The 16,889-nt window shown below is 38.6% G+C and carries 17 protein-coding genes; 12 read left to right on the forward strand and 5 right to left on the reverse strand.

Features of this window, described 5'->3' with window-relative positions; genetic code table 11:
• Nucleotide 1: 1 nt before the first annotated feature.
• On the forward strand, nucleotides 2–1,711 hold the full coding sequence (locus LXM54_RS18830) for an adenine deaminase C-terminal domain-containing protein (protein ID WP_233316786.1): 1,710 nt from the start codon (nucleotides 2–4) through the stop codon (nucleotides 1,709–1,711).
• A 49-nt stretch (nucleotides 1,712–1,760) separates the two neighbouring features.
• On the opposite strand, the gene LXM54_RS18835 is transcribed toward LXM54_RS18830, so the two are convergent.
• Complete coding sequence (locus tag LXM54_RS18835) at nucleotides 1,761–3,254, reverse strand: peptide MFS transporter (RefSeq protein WP_233316787.1); 1,494 nt, start codon at nucleotides 3,252–3,254, stop codon at nucleotides 1,761–1,763.
• Nucleotides 3,255–3,544: 290 nt separating this feature from the next.
• Between LXM54_RS18835 and LXM54_RS18840 the strand changes: the two genes are divergently transcribed.
• The 4 genes from LXM54_RS18840 to LXM54_RS18855 all read left to right on the forward strand — a co-directional run bounded on the left by LXM54_RS18840 (nucleotide 3,545) and on the right by LXM54_RS18855 (nucleotide 4,604).
• Complete coding sequence (locus LXM54_RS18840) at nucleotides 3,545–3,661, forward strand: DUF4023 family protein (RefSeq protein ID WP_233316788.1); 117 nt, start codon at nucleotides 3,545–3,547, stop codon at nucleotides 3,659–3,661.
• A 129-nt stretch (nucleotides 3,662–3,790) separates the two neighbouring features.
• Nucleotides 3,791–3,952 carry a hypothetical protein gene (locus LXM54_RS18845; RefSeq protein WP_233316789.1) on the forward strand — a complete coding sequence of 54 codons (162 nt, stop codon included), beginning with the start codon at nucleotides 3,791–3,793 and terminating at the stop codon, nucleotides 3,950–3,952.
• Between the two features lie 76 nt (nucleotides 3,953–4,028).
• On the forward strand, nucleotides 4,029–4,238 hold the full coding sequence (locus LXM54_RS18850) for a hypothetical protein (protein ID WP_233316790.1): 210 nt from the start codon (nucleotides 4,029–4,031) through the stop codon (nucleotides 4,236–4,238).
• Nucleotides 4,239–4,328: 90 nt separating this feature from the next.
• Nucleotides 4,329–4,604, forward strand: coding sequence for a YqhV family protein (locus tag LXM54_RS18855; protein WP_233316791.1), 276 nt, complete (start codon nucleotides 4,329–4,331; stop codon nucleotides 4,602–4,604).
• A gap of 59 nt (nucleotides 4,605–4,663) precedes the next feature.
• Here LXM54_RS18855 and metG read toward each other — a convergent pair whose 3' ends face one another.
• Complete coding sequence (metG, locus tag LXM54_RS18860; RefSeq protein WP_233316792.1) at nucleotides 4,664–6,304, reverse strand: methionine--tRNA ligase; 1,641 nt, start codon at nucleotides 6,302–6,304, stop codon at nucleotides 4,664–4,666.
• Nucleotides 6,305–6,830: 526 nt separating this feature from the next.
• Here metG and LXM54_RS18865 point away from each other — a divergent pair.
• The 3 genes from LXM54_RS18865 (at nucleotide 6,831) to LXM54_RS18875 (ending at nucleotide 10,626) form a co-directional block, all read left to right on the forward strand.
• Nucleotides 6,831–8,240 carry a glycoside hydrolase family 1 protein gene (locus LXM54_RS18865; RefSeq protein WP_233316793.1) on the forward strand — a complete coding sequence of 470 codons (1,410 nt, stop codon included), beginning with the start codon at nucleotides 6,831–6,833 and terminating at the stop codon, nucleotides 8,238–8,240.
• A 78-nt stretch (nucleotides 8,241–8,318) separates the two neighbouring features.
• Entirely contained in the window at nucleotides 8,319–9,020 is a 702-nt protein-coding gene (locus LXM54_RS18870; protein WP_233316794.1) for a GntR family transcriptional regulator, read from the forward strand.
• A gap of 454 nt (nucleotides 9,021–9,474) precedes the next feature.
• Complete coding sequence (locus tag LXM54_RS18875) at nucleotides 9,475–10,626, forward strand: M20 family metallopeptidase (protein WP_233316795.1); 1,152 nt, start codon at nucleotides 9,475–9,477, stop codon at nucleotides 10,624–10,626.
• A 58-nt stretch (nucleotides 10,627–10,684) separates the two neighbouring features.
• On the opposite strand, the gene rpe is transcribed toward LXM54_RS18875, so the two are convergent.
• From rpe to pepT, 3 genes are all read right to left on the reverse strand, one after another.
• A complete protein-coding gene (gene rpe / locus LXM54_RS18880) occupies nucleotides 10,685–11,332 on the reverse strand; it encodes a ribulose-phosphate 3-epimerase (RefSeq protein ID WP_233316796.1) in 648 nt (215 codons plus the stop codon).
• 221 nt (nucleotides 11,333–11,553) lie between these two features.
• On the reverse strand, nucleotides 11,554–12,021 hold the full coding sequence (locus LXM54_RS18885) for a hypothetical protein (RefSeq protein WP_233316797.1): 468 nt from the start codon (nucleotides 12,019–12,021) through the stop codon (nucleotides 11,554–11,556).
• A gap of 165 nt (nucleotides 12,022–12,186) precedes the next feature.
• Nucleotides 12,187–13,416, reverse strand: a complete 1,230-nt coding sequence (gene pepT / locus LXM54_RS18890) for a peptidase T (protein WP_233316798.1) — start codon at nucleotides 13,414–13,416, stop codon at nucleotides 12,187–12,189.
• A 180-nt stretch (nucleotides 13,417–13,596) separates the two neighbouring features.
• Here pepT and LXM54_RS18895 point away from each other — a divergent pair, with 180 nt between their 5' ends.
• From LXM54_RS18895 to LXM54_RS18910, 4 genes are all read left to right on the forward strand, one after another.
• Entirely contained in the window at nucleotides 13,597–14,193 is a 597-nt protein-coding gene (locus LXM54_RS18895; RefSeq protein WP_233316799.1) for a hypothetical protein, read from the forward strand.
• Between the two features lie 231 nt (nucleotides 14,194–14,424).
• Nucleotides 14,425–15,084: a heme uptake protein IsdC gene (gene isdC / locus LXM54_RS18900; protein WP_233316800.1), complete on the forward strand. Its 660-nt coding sequence runs from the start codon at nucleotides 14,425–14,427 to the stop codon at nucleotides 15,082–15,084.
• Between the two features lie 42 nt (nucleotides 15,085–15,126).
• Nucleotides 15,127–15,588, forward strand: a complete 462-nt coding sequence (locus LXM54_RS18905; protein ID WP_233316801.1) for an NEAT domain-containing protein — start codon at nucleotides 15,127–15,129, stop codon at nucleotides 15,586–15,588.
• An 89-nt stretch (nucleotides 15,589–15,677) separates the two neighbouring features.
• Nucleotides 15,678–16,889: NEAT domain-containing protein (locus tag LXM54_RS18910; protein ID WP_233316802.1), on the forward strand; the 1,212-nt coding region annotated here is incomplete at its 3' end.

Consider the following 16,889-nt stretch of genomic DNA (forward strand, 5'->3'; position numbering starts at 1 on the left):
AATGAAAGTAGATATGCTTATTAAAGAAGCAATGGTTTTTAACAGCTATTTCAAACAGTTCACAAAAGCAAATGTCGCTGTTAAGGATGGCAAGTTCTTTTATATAGGTGCAAAAGGCAGTGAAACGTTTACGGCAGAGAAAATAATAGAAGCTGCTGGCATGTATCTTGTTCCAGGATTGATTGATATCCACCTCCATATTGAAAGCACGATGGTTACTCCAGCGACATTTTCATACGGTTTGCTAAAAAATGGGGTCACCACGATTGTACCTGAGCCTCATGAAATGGCAAACGTGTTTGGAATAGCAGGTGTAAAAGAGATGATCAAGGCAAGCAAGAACTGTCGTTTGGACATGTTCTATGCTATTCCAAGCTCGGTTCCTGCAACTAGTATGGAAACTACTGGCGGAGCAATTGAGATAGAAGATATCGAAGAATTGCTGCAGACAGAGAGAATAAAATGCCTTGGGGAAATCATGAATTATTATGATGTTATTTCCAAACCAGGCGGAAAAACAAACAAGATATTATCATATATGTCAGAGAATTATCCTGAGCTTATTATTGAAGGACATGTTCCAAAACTCCTTGATCTCGAATTACAGAGTCTGGCATTTGCAGGAGTTACATCCGATCATACCCATCAAACAGTAGCAGGGATGAAGGAGCGTATAGCAATAGGGATGTTCCTTGAAATTCAAGAAAAATCAATGACAAAAGAAGTTATAGATTATTTAATTGATCAAGATGTTGATGAGCATTTCTGTTTTGTGACAGATGATGTAATGGCAGATTCCCTGCAAAACAGAGGGCATTTAAATGTTCTCCTGAAAAAAGCTATCGCAATGGGCATGTCTCCTGAGAAAGCGATTTATGCTTGTACTTATACACCAGCTGCCCGCATGCGAATGTATGACAGAGGCGTAATTGCACCAGGCAAGCTCGCAGATTTTCTGCTAATTTCAGAGTTAGAAAGCTTTCATATCCAAGAAGTATATAAAGAAGGAACAAAGGTCTATGATGAGACAATTCCTTACGTACAGGAAGAAAGCAGCCAAGCATTTCCGAGCAGCTTCTACGAAAGTGTAAATCTAAACAAACTGGATGAAGATGCTTTTCAAGTGAAGCTTATGAAAAATGATGGCAAAGTAAAATGCCGAATAATGAATGTGAAAAACGGCTCTACCTTCACAGAAGAAAAACATGATGATTTAAATATAGAAGCGGGTATGCTGCAGTGGGAGGAAAGTGAATACGGACTTCTTGCTACATTTGAACGCTATGGCAAGAACGGCAATAGTGCAAGAGGGCTTATTGGCGGGGATGTCCTGAAAAGAGGTGCTGTTGCCACAACTTATTCACATGATAACCATAATCTCCTTGTCCTAGGTCAAAATAAAGAGGATATGGTGATAGCAGCGAATGAAGTAATAAAGCAGCAAGGAGGAATCTGCTGTGTTCATAATGGCGAAATTCTTGCAAATGTGCCGTTGCCTGTTGGCGGTATTCTTTCAGAAGAGCCTTTATCTATCATTTCTAAGCAGGTAGAACAATTAACAGCAACACTCCAAGCGCTTGGCTATGAACATTATAATGCGATTATGTCGTTAAGCACTTTATCGCTGCCAGTAAGTCCTGCATTAAAAATTACAGATCATGGCTTAATTGATGTTAATAAAGGGATGGTTGTTCCTTTAGTGGTTAAGTAAGCAATAAAAAAAGAACAAGATCTAAATGGATCTTGTTCTTTTTTTATATTTATTTAATGCCCTTCATTTTGCCTTGAATCATAGGTGATAGAAGGAATAATACAAGAGCTAGTACAATCGAGCAGCCACCGATGATGCCGAAGTACAACATTTCAGTTTTTTCTGAATAGAACTTAACAATTTGTGCATTCAATCCTTGTGCTGCAGCATTAGATAAGAACCAAAGGCTCATCGTTTGTGCAGAGAATGCAGCCGGCGCTAATTTTGTTGTTGCTGATAATCCTACAGGAGATAAGCAAAGCTCTCCAATTACAACGATAAAGTAGCTAAGCACAAGCCATAAAGGATTAACAAGCGAGTTCGCTCCGCCAAAATAAGCTGGAAGCAGGATTACTAGGAAAGAAAGACCTGCAAACAGCAATCCTATTGAGAATTTCTTTGGGATAGAAGGTTGGCGGTCACCAAGCTTAACCCATAGCCATCCTATAATTGGTGCAAAGATAATGATAAACAGCGGGTTCAATGATTGGAATAGTGTTGGCGATAAGTGCAAGCCAGCAAATTCAAGTTGTGTACGTTTATCAGCATATCCTGCAAGAATTGTAGAACCTTGCTCCTGTATTGCCCAGAACATTACAGATGCTAAGAACAATGGGATATAAGCAATCAAACGAGAACGTTCGTCAGATGTTGTTTTTGGACTGCGGTACATTACCGTAATATAGATTGCTGGAATCAAGAATCCAAGGATACCGACTACAATAGCAAAAGTGTCAAATGTAAGAAGGCCTGTTGGAATAGTAATGGCTAAGATGATAGCAAGAACAACGATTCCAATACCAATAATAGAATAAACCTTTTTCTTTTCAGTAGCTGAAAGAGGATTTGCAACAAGGGTACCTGCCAACCCAAGGTTTTTCTTTTTTGTAAACATAAATACTAATAATCCAATAAGCATACCGATTGCAGCAAGACCAAAGCCTAAATGGAAGCTTGTGTTCATGCCGACTTCACCGACGATCAGCGGAGAAAGGAATCCTCCAAGGTTGATACCCATGTAGAAGATACTGAATCCTGCATCGCGACGATTGTCTTCCTGTGAATAAATTTCACCGACAATACTTGATACGTTTGGTTTCAATAAGCCTGTACCAATAACGATTAGCACCATTGATACGAAGAACATGCTGATGCTTCCTGGTACTGCTAAAACAATATGACCAAGCATGATGAAAATACCGCCATAAAATACTGCTTTAGAAGTACCAAAAATTCGGTCAGCTAACCAGCCGCCAATGATTCCTGACATATAGACAAGTGAACCGTAAATAGACGTAATGGCAAATGCAGTAGTTTCAGGAATGCCTAGTCCGCCTTTTGAAACTTCATAATACATGTAGTAAACAAGGATAGCTTTCATTCCGTAGTAAGAGAATCTCTCCCAGAACTCTGTGAAAAACAGAGTGAAAAGTCCTTTTGGATGACCAAAAAAACCCTTTTGCGGAACACTGTCCACAATTTTCTGTTTATTTAAGTCTAGCATTGTTTTAACCTCCTCTAGTATTCTAATATAATACTGAAAAAACAGATGTTTTGTCAAAAAAATTTTTAATATATCGAACGATATTGTTCTGTAAAGGATTAAACAAGTTTTTCCATTTTTATATTCAAAATAGTTTTATATAGTTTTAAGTAGAATTTTGTTATTTTATTATATCTATATATAGTTTTTAGGTATAATTTGGAATAATTAGAAATGTAGTGAAAAGGAATGGAAATATGTACATTCGGTTAAATTAACAAATGTTTGTAAATTTAAGGAGGTTAAAAAACATGAAGGATACAAGTGAGTTTGTACAAACATTAAAGGAAAACAGTAAAAAACAAGAGAAAAACAAACATAAAGGAAAAGGCCATCCAGAAAGCAGCCTTCCTAACAAACAGCATTGATGTGAAAGCTGCCTGTTTTAATAAATGGGCAGCTTTTTTTCTTTCTGCCAATTCTAATTTTCCCCCAGCTAGCACCTTTTTAAACGAAACGCATAACTTAACAAGGGCTGTTTAAGGAGGGAGAACAGATTGAAAATTGAACGTGTTGTCACTTATTACGGTTATGATCTGCTTATTAATGAAGAACTACATAAGAAATGTTTAAATTGTCAAAAGTGGTATGCTTTTGCAGAGGAATTAGGCTTTTGTCCAAACTGCATGAAATCCATTAGAGAGAATAAGCGTATGTAAATGGAAGCATGTTTTCCTAAATATCGGGTATTCTACTTATTAGACAATTAATGTGTGGAAGGGAGTACAAGAATTTATGAAGGAAATGACTGTTTACTTAAAGGAAGCAACAGAAGCACAGCCAATTAACTCATTAGAAGCAGCTTTAGTTACGACAGAAGGGATAGAGAGAGCCCTTGTTGATGTTTCGGACGGAGAAGTCAAAATTGTTTATGATGAAAACCAAATAACAAAGGAAACAGTACTAGAGAAGATAAAAGAGCAAGGGTTTCATTCTATAAGCTGACACTAATATAACTTAAGTAAAGAAAACTGTCCTATTAGTCTAGTAAATGCATATAAATAAAGTAAGTTTGCATGCTAATAGGAGGAGCTTATGTTTTCTTTAATCGGTAAGGCCGTGTTAGGAATGGCGTTGCTCAGACTGCTGTCAGGATGTATTGAAATAACAGCAGCAGTATTGATGCTAAAGTCCAATCAAATAGAAAAAGCCTTAATTATCAATAGTTCTCTTGCAATTGTCGGTCCGCTCATCCTGATTGCCACGACATCAATCGGCCTTTTCAGTATTGCTGACAAAATTTCGTTCGGGAAGATGCTATGTGTGCTAACAGGAGTTGGCTTTATCTTGTATGGTGTTAAGGGCAGCTGAATAATAATAAACCTGATAGACTTCTATCAGGTTTATTTTGCTTTTTGTTTATAGCAGCTCTAGCTGGTTGCTGTCTGGTTTTTTATTTTGTCTGTTTCTTCCTCTATAGAAACAACATCAATTCGTTCAAATAACGGCTCTATATCCTTTATAAAAGCAGGTATCTTTTCCGTGTATTCCCAAGACCATTTTTCCAGCTGAAATAGAGATTTAAGTTTGTTTGAACTAAATGGTAAAAAGGGATGGAGCATCTGCCCGATATTTATTAACAGGATGCAGCAATCATAAATCGTCTGACGGCATGATTCCTCGTCTTCCTTGATATCAATCCAAGGTTTCCTATTATCAAAATATTTATTCGAATATCGAATAAGCTCAAACAATGATTGAAGTGCCTGCTTTATTTCTCCTGCTTCTATTTTTTCAGCCACTAGTATGTAGCTAGTATTAATTTGCTTGCGGACTTCTTCGCTTGTCTCCTGTTTTTCCACATTATTTGAATAGTATTTACTGATGAATTTCACAGTCCGATTCACAAAATTACCAAAGCTGCCGAGAAGCTCACTGTTATGGCTGTAGATGAATTCGCGCCAAGAGAAATCAGCGTCCCGCTTTTCAGGAGCATTGATTGTAAGAAAATAACGAATAGAATCTGGGTGATATTTCTTGATTAAGTCAGGAATCCAAACAGCATAGTTTTGGCTTGTAGAAATTTTCTTTCTCTCCAATGTCATATATTCATTGGAAAGAATATAGTACGGCAGTGCTTTGCTGTTTAAGCCAAGAAGGAGAGCCGGCCAAATAATAGTATGAAAGGGAATATTGTCTTTCCCATGCACATAATAAGACACAGTATTCTCATTCCAGTAATCTTCATGCTTTCCTCCGGTTTTGTGAGCCCAGTGTTTGCTTGCTGAATAATATCCAGCAACAGCCTCCACCCAAACATATATTTTTTTATCTTCATAGTTAGCGATTGGAACACTCACACCAACAGGCAAGTCTCTTGTTACAGCTCTGTCGCGCAGTCCTTCTGTTAAATATCTTTCTGTCAAAAATCTGGCATTGTTTCTCCATGTCTCATTCTTTGAAGAGCTTTTCAGCAGTTGTTCAAGCTGCTGCTGAAAGGAGCTTAAGGAGAAGTAAAAGTGCTCCGTTGTTCTAACAGTAGGTTCATGCTGGCAAAGCTTGCATTTTTTATCATGAAGCTCCAATGCTTCTAAAATGGCAGAGCAATGATCACATTGGTCTCCCCGTGCCTTATTACCGCAGGCTGGGCAGATGCCTTCAACAAAGCGGTCTGGCAGAAATTGAGCACAGTTTATACAGTATGCCTGCTCGACCTCTTTTTTATATAGATGACCATTTTTTTGAAAAGCTAAAAATAGCTCCTGAACGGTTTTATGATGATGGTCTGCATCTGTTCTTGTATAAACATCATAGGAAAATCCTAGTGCTTCAAAATCATGTGCAAATTCCTGATGATACCTGTCTGCGATTGTTTTTGGCTCAACGCCTTCTTGGTTTGCCCGAACTGAAATGGGAGTACCATTGCAGTCACTGCCTGAGACATAAAGTACTTTTTCTCCTTTTTGCCGGTAATATCTTGCCAGAATATCACCGGGCAATAAACTAGCGATATGGCCGATATGCAATGAGCCATTTGCATATGGCCAAGCTCCTCCAATAAAAATAGTCATCCTGCATTCCTCCTAAAAAGTTTTGGAAAAATGAACAAAGCTGCAAAATAAAAAGCCCCGCCCTTTTCCATAAGAAAAGGACGGGGCTCTATGCCGCGTGTTACCACCTTTGTTCACTGCTTGCTCACACAAGTCAGCCTCTGCAAGTACACCCAGCTTAATAAAAGCCTTCATACTGTGACATGGATAACAAGTGTCAAATCTTGCCGCAGCCTACTAATTAATATGTTCAGTGCGGAGCTCAGAGGCCATTTTTCTAATAGATATCAATGCTTCCTTGCAGCAGGGTGGAAGCTCTCTGTAAAAGATAATCTATTGTACTTTCCCTCATCAACGCTACATTTTATATGATTGGATATATTATAAGCTTTGTAATTACCAAAATCAACCATAAAAGAACAAAAGAAGAAAATCAAAATAAAGCGTTTACATTATTAATGAAAGCATTTACAGTATAATTGTACCAACAAATATAAGACGTTCTAATAAATAGATGGTTATCATTAGATAATGGAGGTTCCATATTATGAAATTCCCTAAAGATTTTTTATTCGGTGCAGCATCGGCTTCTTACCAAGTGGAAGGTGCGTGGAATGAAGACGGTAAAGGTGTGACTAACTGGGATATATTCTCTAAAATACCTGGAAAAACATTCGAAGGAACGAATGGCGATGTTGCAGTTGACCATTATCATCGCTACAAGGAAGATGTACGATTAATGGCTGAAATGGGATTGGAATCCTATCGCTTCTCCATATCTTGGGCACGGATTATTCCAGATGGTGATGGAGAAATTAATGAAAAAGGAATTGAGTTTTATAATAATTTAATAGATGAATGCCTAAAGTACGGAATTGTCCCATTTGTGACTCTTTACCATTGGGATCTCCCACTTCCATTAGAAGAGGATGGCAGCTGGACAAATAAACGCACAACAAATGCGTTTGCTAAATATGCGGAAGTTTGCTTTAAAGCATTTGGAGACAGGGTTAAGCATTGGATTACATTTAATGAAACAATTGTTTTCTGTACGCTAGGGTATTTAAACGGTGCTCATCCGCCAGGATTAGTGAATGCGCATAAAGAATATTTCCAGGCGACACATAATGTGTTTCTTGCCCATGCGATGGCAGTGAAGAAATATAAAGAACTAAAGCAATACGGGGAAATTGGTATTACGCATGTATTCAGTCCTGCATTCGGCGTGGACAGCAAGGAAGATAATCGGTTTGCTGCTAATCATGCGAATTACTACCAAACATATTGGTACTATGACCCTATCCTTAAAGGCGAATATCCGCAATATGTATTGGATGCACTAACGGAAAAAGGACTGACGCCAGATTGGACAAACGAAGAGCTTCAGCTTTTGAAAGAAACAGCTGGCTTCAATGATTTTATCGGGCTTAACTATTATCAACCGGCACGTGTTGAAAAAATTCAAGGGTCAGCTGAAGCAGTTGAAATCAGCCGAGACAATGCGACAGGCAGGCCTGGAAACCCATCCTTTGACGGGGTCTACAAAACGGTCATGATGGAGGACAAAGTGTATACAAAATGGGGCTGGGAAATCTCTGCAGAAGGATTTCTTGATGGCTTGCGAATGCTAAAAGAAAGATATGGAGATGTAAAACTGTATATTACGGAGAATGGTCTTGGTGACGAAGATCCAGTCATTGAGAATGAAATTGTCGATGTCCCAAGAATTAAATATATTGAAGAGCATTTAAAAGCAGTAAAAACAGCAATTGGAGAAGGTATCCATTTAAAAGGATACTACGCATGGTCTGTAATTGATCTTTTAAGCTGGCTGAACGGTTATAAGAAACAGTATGGATTCATCTATGTGGACCATAAAAACAATCTGGCAAGAAAGAAAAAGCTTTCCTTCCATTGGTACAAGCATATTATTGAAACAAGAGGAGAAGAGCTTTAATTGTAGTCTGTAAGTATTTAAAAGGGGTATTCTTCTAGGTAGAAGTCTGCCCCATTTTTATCGAGAGGAGAAAAGCATATGACAGTCAAATACCAAATGGTTGCCAGTGCCCTCGAGAATGATATTCTAAAAGGGAATTTCCAAGCGAACGAAAAGCTCCCGACAGAAGAAGAGTTGATGCATAGGTTTCAAGTCAGCCGTAATACCATTCGAAGAGCATTAAAAATATTGGCAGATGAAGGCTATGTCTATCAAGTGCAAGGTAGCGGTCTTTTTTTGAGAGAGTTTTCCAGGCCTGGCTGTATAACGATTCGAAAAATGCGGGGGCTCACTAGTGAGTTGGCCGGGGCTGATATGAACAGCTCTATCATTGAATTGTCACTCGTGCTGGCTGACAGCAAACTGGCTGCTAAAATGAAGTGTAAGCCTGGTGATTCTCTGTACTATATTAAAAGACTTCGCTTCGTAAATGGCGAGCCTCTTGTTTTAGAAGAAGCTTACTACAATAAGACATTGGTACCATATTTGAATACAGAAATTGCTGAATCATCTATATATCGATATATAACAGAAGACTTAAGACTAAAGGTAGGGTTTGCCGATAAACTCATTTATTGCGAGAAGCTTTCGAAAGAGGATGGTCTTCATTTAAGTTTGCCAGAAGGAGACCCTGCCTTAGTTGTGGAAAATACCGTTTTTTTAAATACAGGAGTTGTATTTAACGTTTCTCTAGAAAAATATAATTATGCTTCAGCAAGACTGCTGGCATTGACGTTTTAAAGAGGAGGCCGCTTATAAAGCGGTTTTTTTCATTATGAAAAAGGGGGGAAGTACGTTTGACCCTTATTGACAATAAATTTTTTGGCCCTATACTATTGTATATCGGTTAATTTTTCTGAATAGTATGTAAATTATTGATGGGCCATACACGTAAATCAAAAGATATTTAAAAGATTTGCCTAGTCCCCAAACAGGAAGATACTTGCATATAATAATAATGAAGAGGGAGTGTCAAAGTTTATATAAAAGCATTTTACCAGCAATAGAGGTTAGTATGCTGACTTATTATCATTGCTGGGTATCGTAAAATTATAACAATACTTGTCTTTAAAAACGGCACACTTATCGTGACGAAGATAAGGGGAGATTAACAAATAAAGAGAAGTAAGTTTTAAAAGAGCATCGAAAGAAAATATAATGGCTAAAAGCATGGATTATCAGGGGGAACACTATTATGGAGGAATATTTAAAAGAAAGGGAAAAAGAGATGATTGAGCTGCTCAAGAATCTCGTAAATATTGACAGCGGAAGCTATGTAAAAAAAGGAGTCGACCAAATTGCAGACATCTTAGAGAGTAAGTTTGCAGAGGCTGGCTTTGTTTCAACCATAAAAAAAGAGAAGAAAACAGGAAATAATCTTGTTTTGCGTCATAAGGATGCTAGAGATCCGAAAGTTATTATTGTTGCCCATATGGATACTGTCTTTCCGGAAGGCACTGCAAAAAAACGCCCGTTCCGAATAGAAGGAAACAGAGCATACGGCCCTGGAGTTGTTGATATGAAGGGCAGCCTTGTATCTGTTCTGTATGCAGTTAAAGCACTAAGAAGCATTCATTCTTCTGCACTAAAAAATGTGGAAATAGTCTTAAATAGTGACGAAGAAATCGGTTCAGCTAATTCAAGAAAGCTTATCGAACAAACGGCAAGAGGGAAGGATTATGCCCTAATTGTGGAGCCAGGCAGAAAGGATGGTTCGATTGTATCTGCTCGAAAAGGCGGGGGACGCTATACGATTATGGTCAAGGGAACCAGTGCACATGCAGGTGTTGAGCATGAAAAAGGGAGAAGTGCAATTGAGGAGCTGGCATACAAAACCATTAAGCTTCAAAAACTGACTAAATACCAAGAAGGAATAACTGTTAATGTAGGAATGATTGAAGGAGGAACATCCATCAATACGGTTGCTTCATCTGCGAAAGCTGGAGTGGATGTTCGTCTTGTTAATATGGAACAAGCTCCTCTTATTGATAAGCAAATCCGCGAAATCTGTGCTGTTTCTGACGTGGAAGGCACTGAGATTGAGGTGAAGGGGAGCATAAGCAGACCGCCAATGGAGAAAAACAGTCAATCAGTTCAACTATTAAAAATAATTAAAGAAGCTGGCAAGGAACTTGGAATTGAAGTCAAGGACACCTTTACCGGCGGAGGCTCTGACGGAGCATTTACAAGCTCGATGGGAATTCCGACAATAGATGGACTTGGACCAGTTGGAGGAAATGCCCACAGTGAGAAAGAATATTTGGAGTTGGATACTTTCATTGAGCGGACACTGCTTCTTGCAACAGTATTAACAAAACTGACCGCCAAAGTGAGAATGACAGCGTAAGCTAGATAATGCTTAACACAAAAAAAGCGAATCAATGATTCGCTTTTTTTTGTGTGTATTATTCGCCGCGCACAGCTTTAATGGCTGCAGCTCTGTCTTCACTGTCATAAATAAAGGAACCGGCAACAAGAACATTTGCACCTGCTTCTTTGCAAAGGACAGCTGTTTGTTCATTTACACCGCCATCTACTTCAATTTCAAGTCCTGGATTGAACTGATCAGCAAGTTTACGAACTTCTGTTATTTTTGGCAATACGCTCGAAATGAAAGCTTGTCCGCCAAAGCCCGGGTTTACCGTCATGAGCAATACCATTTCAACATCTTGAATTACATGCTTAATCATCTCAACTGGTGTGCTTGGATTTAGAACAACACCTGGTTTTGCGCCATGCTCTTTAATGAGCTGGAGTGTGCGATGAAGATGAGGACATGCTTCTGCATGTACTGTGATAATATCTGCACCAGCTTTAGCAAATGCCGGGATATATTGGTCTGGATTTTCAATCATTAGGTGGACATCCAATGGAAGTGTTGTAACCGGTCTGATTGCACTAACAATTAGAGGGCCGATCGTGATATTTGGAACGAAATGGCCGTCCATAACGTCAACATGGATATAATCTGCTCCGCCGCGCTCCACATCTTTTATTTCTTCTCCTAGTCTTGAAAAATCGGCAGACAGGATGGATGGTGCTATTTTAACCATAATAATTGCCTCCACTTATGTAATAATTTGCAGCAAGCTTTCCATTACGTCGCCCTTGACTTGGACAAAAAAGCTTTATATGTCTTCTTAGAAAATTATAACAGAGCCTACAAGAAAATTGAAGTATACGGAAACACAGCCAATTGATGAAGAAAGACAGCAAAAAGACCTAATATCCTCCTAGCTTAAAAGCAAGAGATATTAGGTCTTTTGAATGGATATTACATAGATTGTTCGATTGCTGTTTTTACGTCCTCTGGAGAGTTCTGATAGCCTTCGGATATGCATTGTACAAGTAATTCCTTGTTTTTGTATTGTTCAGGCTTGTTCTTATTATAGTAATAACGTACACATTCTTCTTCTTTAAAGAACGCTTTCCCGATTTTTAATAATGCAGTGACTGGTAGAGCACTAAAGGCAGGCGCGTTTGCTGCTTCAGCTGGTTGTGCCTTAACTTCTTTAACTTCTTGTGTGGATGCTTTTAATTCTGCTGCAGGCGCTTGTCCTTGGCCTTCATGATGGAATTCTTGAACCACTTGATTAATTAAGTTTTCCTGAGAAACAAGCTGCTTTAAAAGCTTTTTCTTTACACGTTTCTTTTTGGACTGCAATCCAAAGGTTTGGAGGATATAATGCTGCAGCTCAGTGTTTTCTGCTAATTCTTCATGTGTTTTGTAAATCGAATTCATTGCTTAACTCCTTTTTTTGCTTCTATCTATTTGCATATCTTATTCGAACAAATTTTTTGCACTTGTACTATTATATACTAATCTATGAAAAGTACAAAATATCCTTCGTGTTGCGAAGTAATACTCACGAAAAAAGAGGAGGGCAGAGGCCCTCCTTTTAAGTATTTAAGCTCGTTCTTCAAACAGTCTTGCAATCTCAACAATAGTATTAGTTGCTTTTTGCATGTTATCTACTGAAATATACTCATATTTACCATGAAAGTTTTCTCCACCTGTGAAAATATTAGGTGTCGGCAGCCCCATATAGGAAAGCTGGGACCCGTCTGTTCCTCCGCGAATTGGTTCAATAATCGGTGATATTCCAAGGTTTACCATTGCTTCATGTGCAACTTCCACGATTTCTTTAACAGGTTCAATTTTTTCGCGCATATTATAATATTGATCCTTTAGGTCTAGGACTACTGTCTTTTCTCCATACTTCTTATTTAATTGAGCTACAATCTCAGATAAATTTGTCTTTTTCTCTTCAAACAGTTTTCTGTCAAAATCACGGATTATATATGCAAGCTTTGTTTGTTCCACATCACCTTCAAAAGATAGAAGATGGTAAAAGCCTTCGTAGCCGGATGTTTTTTCAGGGGCTTCTTCAGAAGGCAAGCTGTTTTGTAATTCCATCGCGATTTTCATAGAATTGACCATTTTTCCTTTTGCTGTGCCAGGATGGACATTTGTACCATTTACCGTGACTTTTGCCCCAGCTGCATGAAAGCTTTCATATTGCAGCTCGCCTAATGGACCGCCGTCCACTGTATAAGCAAAATCTGCTGCAAATGCTTTGACATCAAACTTATGAGGCCCTCTTCCTATCTCCTCGTCAGGAGTAAAGGCAACCCTGATTTTCCCGTGCCTAATATCAGAGTTCTTTAATGTAATAAGGGCAGTCATGATTTCTGCAATGCCTGCTTTATTGTCAGCACCTAAGAGGGTTGTTCCATCTGTTGTAATTAACGTATGACCTTTGTAGTTTGCAAGCTCTGGAAAATCAGCTGGAGATAATACAATATGTAAATCAGAATGAAGGACAATATCCCCGCCGTCATAATATTCTACTATTTGCGGACGGACATTTTTCCCAGTAAAGTCAGTTGCTGTGTCCAAATGGGCCAGAAAGCCGATAGTTGGGACACTTTTCTCTGTATTGGCAGGCAGTGTTGCCATAACATAGCCATTTTCGTCTATTGTCACTTCTTCCATGCCAATTTCTTGTAATTCATTCACAAGCTTTTTGGCTAGTGTCAGCTGTCCAGGTGTAGAGGGGCATGAAGTGCTTTCCTCGTTTGATTGTGTGTCAATGACAGCATAGGATATAAAGCGATCAATGATAGAATTTTTCATTATTTCATCTCCTTATTAGCATCTAATGCGATTTTACCATATAAATATTTCGCCTGTCTTAATTTAAAAAAGGGTTAACAAGCCGTTTGTCACAAATATGTAAGAATTGACTGGCAAAAGGATGTCTAAAGGCTTTTTCTGTTCGCTACAATAGAAATATCAAAACGAAGGGAGCGGAAGATGAATAAAAAGGTTAAAGGGCTAATTTTTTCGGCAGTGGTTATATGCTTAGCAGGGCTGCTTGTTATGCTGATACAAACGAACGGACCGAAAGCGATAAAGGACATTAAAAAAATTGCGGCTCAAGAGACATACACGCAAGCTGACAAGGAATATATTGTTTACTTTTGGCAAGAGGCATGCTCTTACTGTAAACAAATAGAAAATGTCGTCCTTGAATACACAAAAACTGGAGAAACTCCACTTTATATCGTTGATATGGGCGATAAGGAAAATGCAGTCAGCTGGTATGATTGGCAAGAACATCACAACAAGTACGACAAAGTGATTGGTAGGGTGGAGGATGGGAAGGAAATTCTCGATGATGCCATAAATATCAATGATTTTATAAATGACAAGGATATAGCTTGGTCTATTCAATCGAGGGATGATCATAAATTGTATGCTGTCCATCAGACTGCATATGAAAATCAAATGCCAAAGTCAGCCTCCGAACTAGAAATAGCAGGGACGCCAACCATGCTGAAGATAAAGGAGGGCAAGCTCGTCGATTATCGTGTCGGTGTGGAGGAAGTGGCTAAATTGCTGAAGAATTAACTAATTAAGAAAAGCAGTTGCGAAAAAACCACAACTGCTTTTTTCACAGCTTATTCTCAACTAAATGAGAATAATATTTTCTAATTGAGAAAAAACCAATTGACAATGAGAATCACTTTCATTTAATATGAACCTAGGGCAGGTTGTGCCTGAAATAGGTACAGGAAGGGGGGCACTGAAAATTCGTATTTTAGCTTTACCAATATAACTATATAGAGGGGAGAAATATACTTGCTTAAACAGAAAGTTGCAATAAAAATAGTTGCAATATTAGCAATATTCACATTTCTATCTGTTGGTTTCAGCACTAAATCTTTAGCTGCATCACTAGCAGACGGCGAGTACTCCATTAATTACTCTGTATTAAGAGCAGATAATGACTCAGCCTCAATGGCTGATGGCTATTTCCAAAAACCGGCGAAATTGATTGTCGAAAATGGAGCTCTTAAAGTCCAAGTAGGTATTTCTACTTCAGCTATTACAGAGTTTAAAGTAGGAGGACAAAACGTTACCGAAATAAGTAAAAATGGTGAATCCAGTGTTGTTCAATTTAACATCAACTCACTTCAGAATCCTACAAATGCAGAGATTCATGTCATTGTGGAAGACCAGAATTACGACCATTGGTACACGATAAGATTTGATTTTGATGAAAGTTCAGCAAATGCTCTTTCTTCACAATCTAATTCATCCACTTCAGAAACATCAAATTCAACCTCTGAGACAGCAGCAAGTTCAACTGAACAAGACACAACAAAAGAAACAGCAGCCAAAGTGGAAAACCCAAGAACTTCTGATCAATCAGAAATCACTGTCTTCACTGTATTAATGGTTGTATCCCTTGGGATTATCGTATTTTATGTTGTAAACAGAAAAAAGCTAGTTAAATAGTTTCTAATAAGAGTTACAAATTCTACTAAAAAGGAGAAAAAGATGAAAATGAAAACTGCAAATATAGCACTTGCGTTTCTTGTAACAGTCTTTTCCGTTGTTAGTACCGTAATTCCTTTGGATAACAAAGCTTATGCTGCCGAGTCAAGCAGCCGTTCAGTTGTAGCAGATGGGGAATATAGTATCGGCTACACGGTATTGCATGCAACAAATAATGTAGCATCAATGGCCGACCAATATTATACAAAACCAGGAAAGCTAATCATAAAGAATGGTCAGGCTAAAGTCCAAGTAGAATATAGCAATTTAATTACAGAGTTTAAAGTAAATGGTACGCCGGCAACAAAGATAAGTGAAAGCGGCGGCAAAATTAAGGCTGAGTTTCCTGTTGCTGATATTGAGGGTTTAACAGCTGCAGAAATTCATGTACAAGTTCCAGCGATTAGTTATGACCACTGGTATACAGTGAGGATTGACTTTAATACTACTGGATTGTCCAACTAACAGCCGATTTAGTTCAGAATCAAGAAGCAGAACTAAATAACTACATGAAAAGAGCTACATATTCTACTAAAAAGGAGCAAAAGAACAGAATGAAGGCTGCAAAAATTGCACTTGCGTTTCTTGTAATAGTCTTTTCCATCGTAAGCACTGTCATTCCTTTGGATAATAGAGCTTATGCTGCCGAATTGAACAGCAGTACTGCTGTGGCAGATGGGGAATATAGTATTGGCTATACTATATTGCATGCAACAAATGATGAAGCATCAATGGCCGACCAGTACTATACAAAGCCTGGAAAATTAATCATGAAGGACGGACAGGCTAAAGTTCAGGTAGAGTACAGTAATTACATTACAGAGTTTAAAGTTAACGGCACTCCTGTTACAAAGATAGGCGAAGCTGGAGACAAAACTACGGCTGAGTTTCCAGTTGCTGATCTGGAAGGACTGACAGAAGCTGAGATTCATGTCGAAGTTCCAGCAATAAGCTATGATCACTGGTATACAGTCAGATTTGACTTTGATACAGCTTCTTTACCTGTTCAAACAGAACCAAGTGAAGAAGCAGAAGAACCTGCAACAACACCAGAAAATCCAGGTGAAGAAGCAGAAGAACCTGCAACAACACCAGAAAATCCAGGTGAAGAAGCGGAAGAACCTGCAACAACACCGGAAAATCCAGGTGAAGAGCAAGAAGAGCCTGTAACAACACCAGAAAATCCAGGTGAAGAGCAAGAAGAGCCTGTAACAACACCAGAAAATCCAGGTGAAGAGCAAGAAGAGCCTGTAACAACACCGGAAAATCCAGGTGAAGAGCAAGAAGAACCTGCAACAACACCGGAAAATCCAAGTGAAGAAGCAGGAGAGTCAGAGGAAGAAACCCCTGCTGCACCACAGGAAGATATCGTGTACGAAGACGGTGAGTATGAAGTCGACTATACAGTGTTGCATGGAACGGCAGAGGAGAAGTCGATAGCAGATAACTACTTCACAAAACCAAGTAAAGTTATCGTTAAAGATGGAAATATTACTGTGCAGACGGAGTACAGCAGCCTGATTACGGAATTCACTGTAAATGGTGAAAATCCGACGATTATCAGCAATGATGGCACAAAAACAGTTGCTGAGTTCCAGCTAGCATCTCTCAACAGCATTACAGAGGCGCAAATACATGTTGAGATTCCAGCAATTAATTATGATCATTGGTACAATGTAAGGTTTGATTTCAACACAGAAAACTTGCCTGTATTGGAAGAAAAAGAACCACTTGCAGATGGCACATACACAATCGATTACAAAGTC

This window comes from Bacillus sp. Au-Bac7 (assembly GCF_021341655.1).
Classification (GTDB): domain Bacteria; phylum Bacillota; class Bacilli; order Bacillales; family Cytobacillaceae; genus Niallia.

Excerpts from the sequence above, each read along its gene's own strand:
- LXM54_RS18830 (WP_233316786.1), top strand. The coding sequence starts at position 2 with ATGAAAGTAGATATGCTTATTAAAGAAGCAATGGTTTTTAACAGCTAT.
- LXM54_RS18835 (WP_233316787.1), bottom strand. The coding sequence starts at position 3,254 with ATGCTAGACTTAAATAAACAGAAAATTGTGGACAGTGTTCCGCAAAAG.
- LXM54_RS18840 (WP_233316788.1), top strand. The coding sequence starts at position 3,545 with ATGAAGGATACAAGTGAGTTTGTACAAACATTAAAGGAAAACAGTAAA.
- LXM54_RS18850 (WP_233316790.1), top strand. The coding sequence starts at position 4,029 with ATGAAGGAAATGACTGTTTACTTAAAGGAAGCAACAGAAGCACAGCCA.
- LXM54_RS18855 (WP_233316791.1), top strand. The coding sequence starts at position 4,329 with ATGTTTTCTTTAATCGGTAAGGCCGTGTTAGGAATGGCGTTGCTCAGA.
- metG (WP_233316792.1), bottom strand. The coding sequence starts at position 6,304 with ATGACTATTTTTATTGGAGGAGCTTGGCCATATGCAAATGGCTCATTG.
- LXM54_RS18865 (WP_233316793.1), top strand. The coding sequence starts at position 6,831 with ATGAAATTCCCTAAAGATTTTTTATTCGGTGCAGCATCGGCTTCTTAC.
- LXM54_RS18870 (WP_233316794.1), top strand. The coding sequence starts at position 8,319 with ATGACAGTCAAATACCAAATGGTTGCCAGTGCCCTCGAGAATGATATT.
- LXM54_RS18875 (WP_233316795.1), top strand. The coding sequence starts at position 9,475 with ATGGAGGAATATTTAAAAGAAAGGGAAAAAGAGATGATTGAGCTGCTC.
- rpe (WP_233316796.1), bottom strand. The coding sequence starts at position 11,332 with ATGGTTAAAATAGCACCATCCATCCTGTCTGCCGATTTTTCAAGACTA.
- LXM54_RS18885 (WP_233316797.1), bottom strand. The coding sequence starts at position 12,021 with ATGAATTCGATTTACAAAACACATGAAGAATTAGCAGAAAACACTGAG.
- pepT (WP_233316798.1), bottom strand. The coding sequence starts at position 13,416 with ATGAAAAATTCTATCATTGATCGCTTTATATCCTATGCTGTCATTGAC.
- LXM54_RS18895 (WP_233316799.1), top strand. The coding sequence starts at position 13,597 with ATGAATAAAAAGGTTAAAGGGCTAATTTTTTCGGCAGTGGTTATATGC.
- LXM54_RS18905 (WP_233316801.1), top strand. The coding sequence starts at position 15,127 with ATGAAAATGAAAACTGCAAATATAGCACTTGCGTTTCTTGTAACAGTC.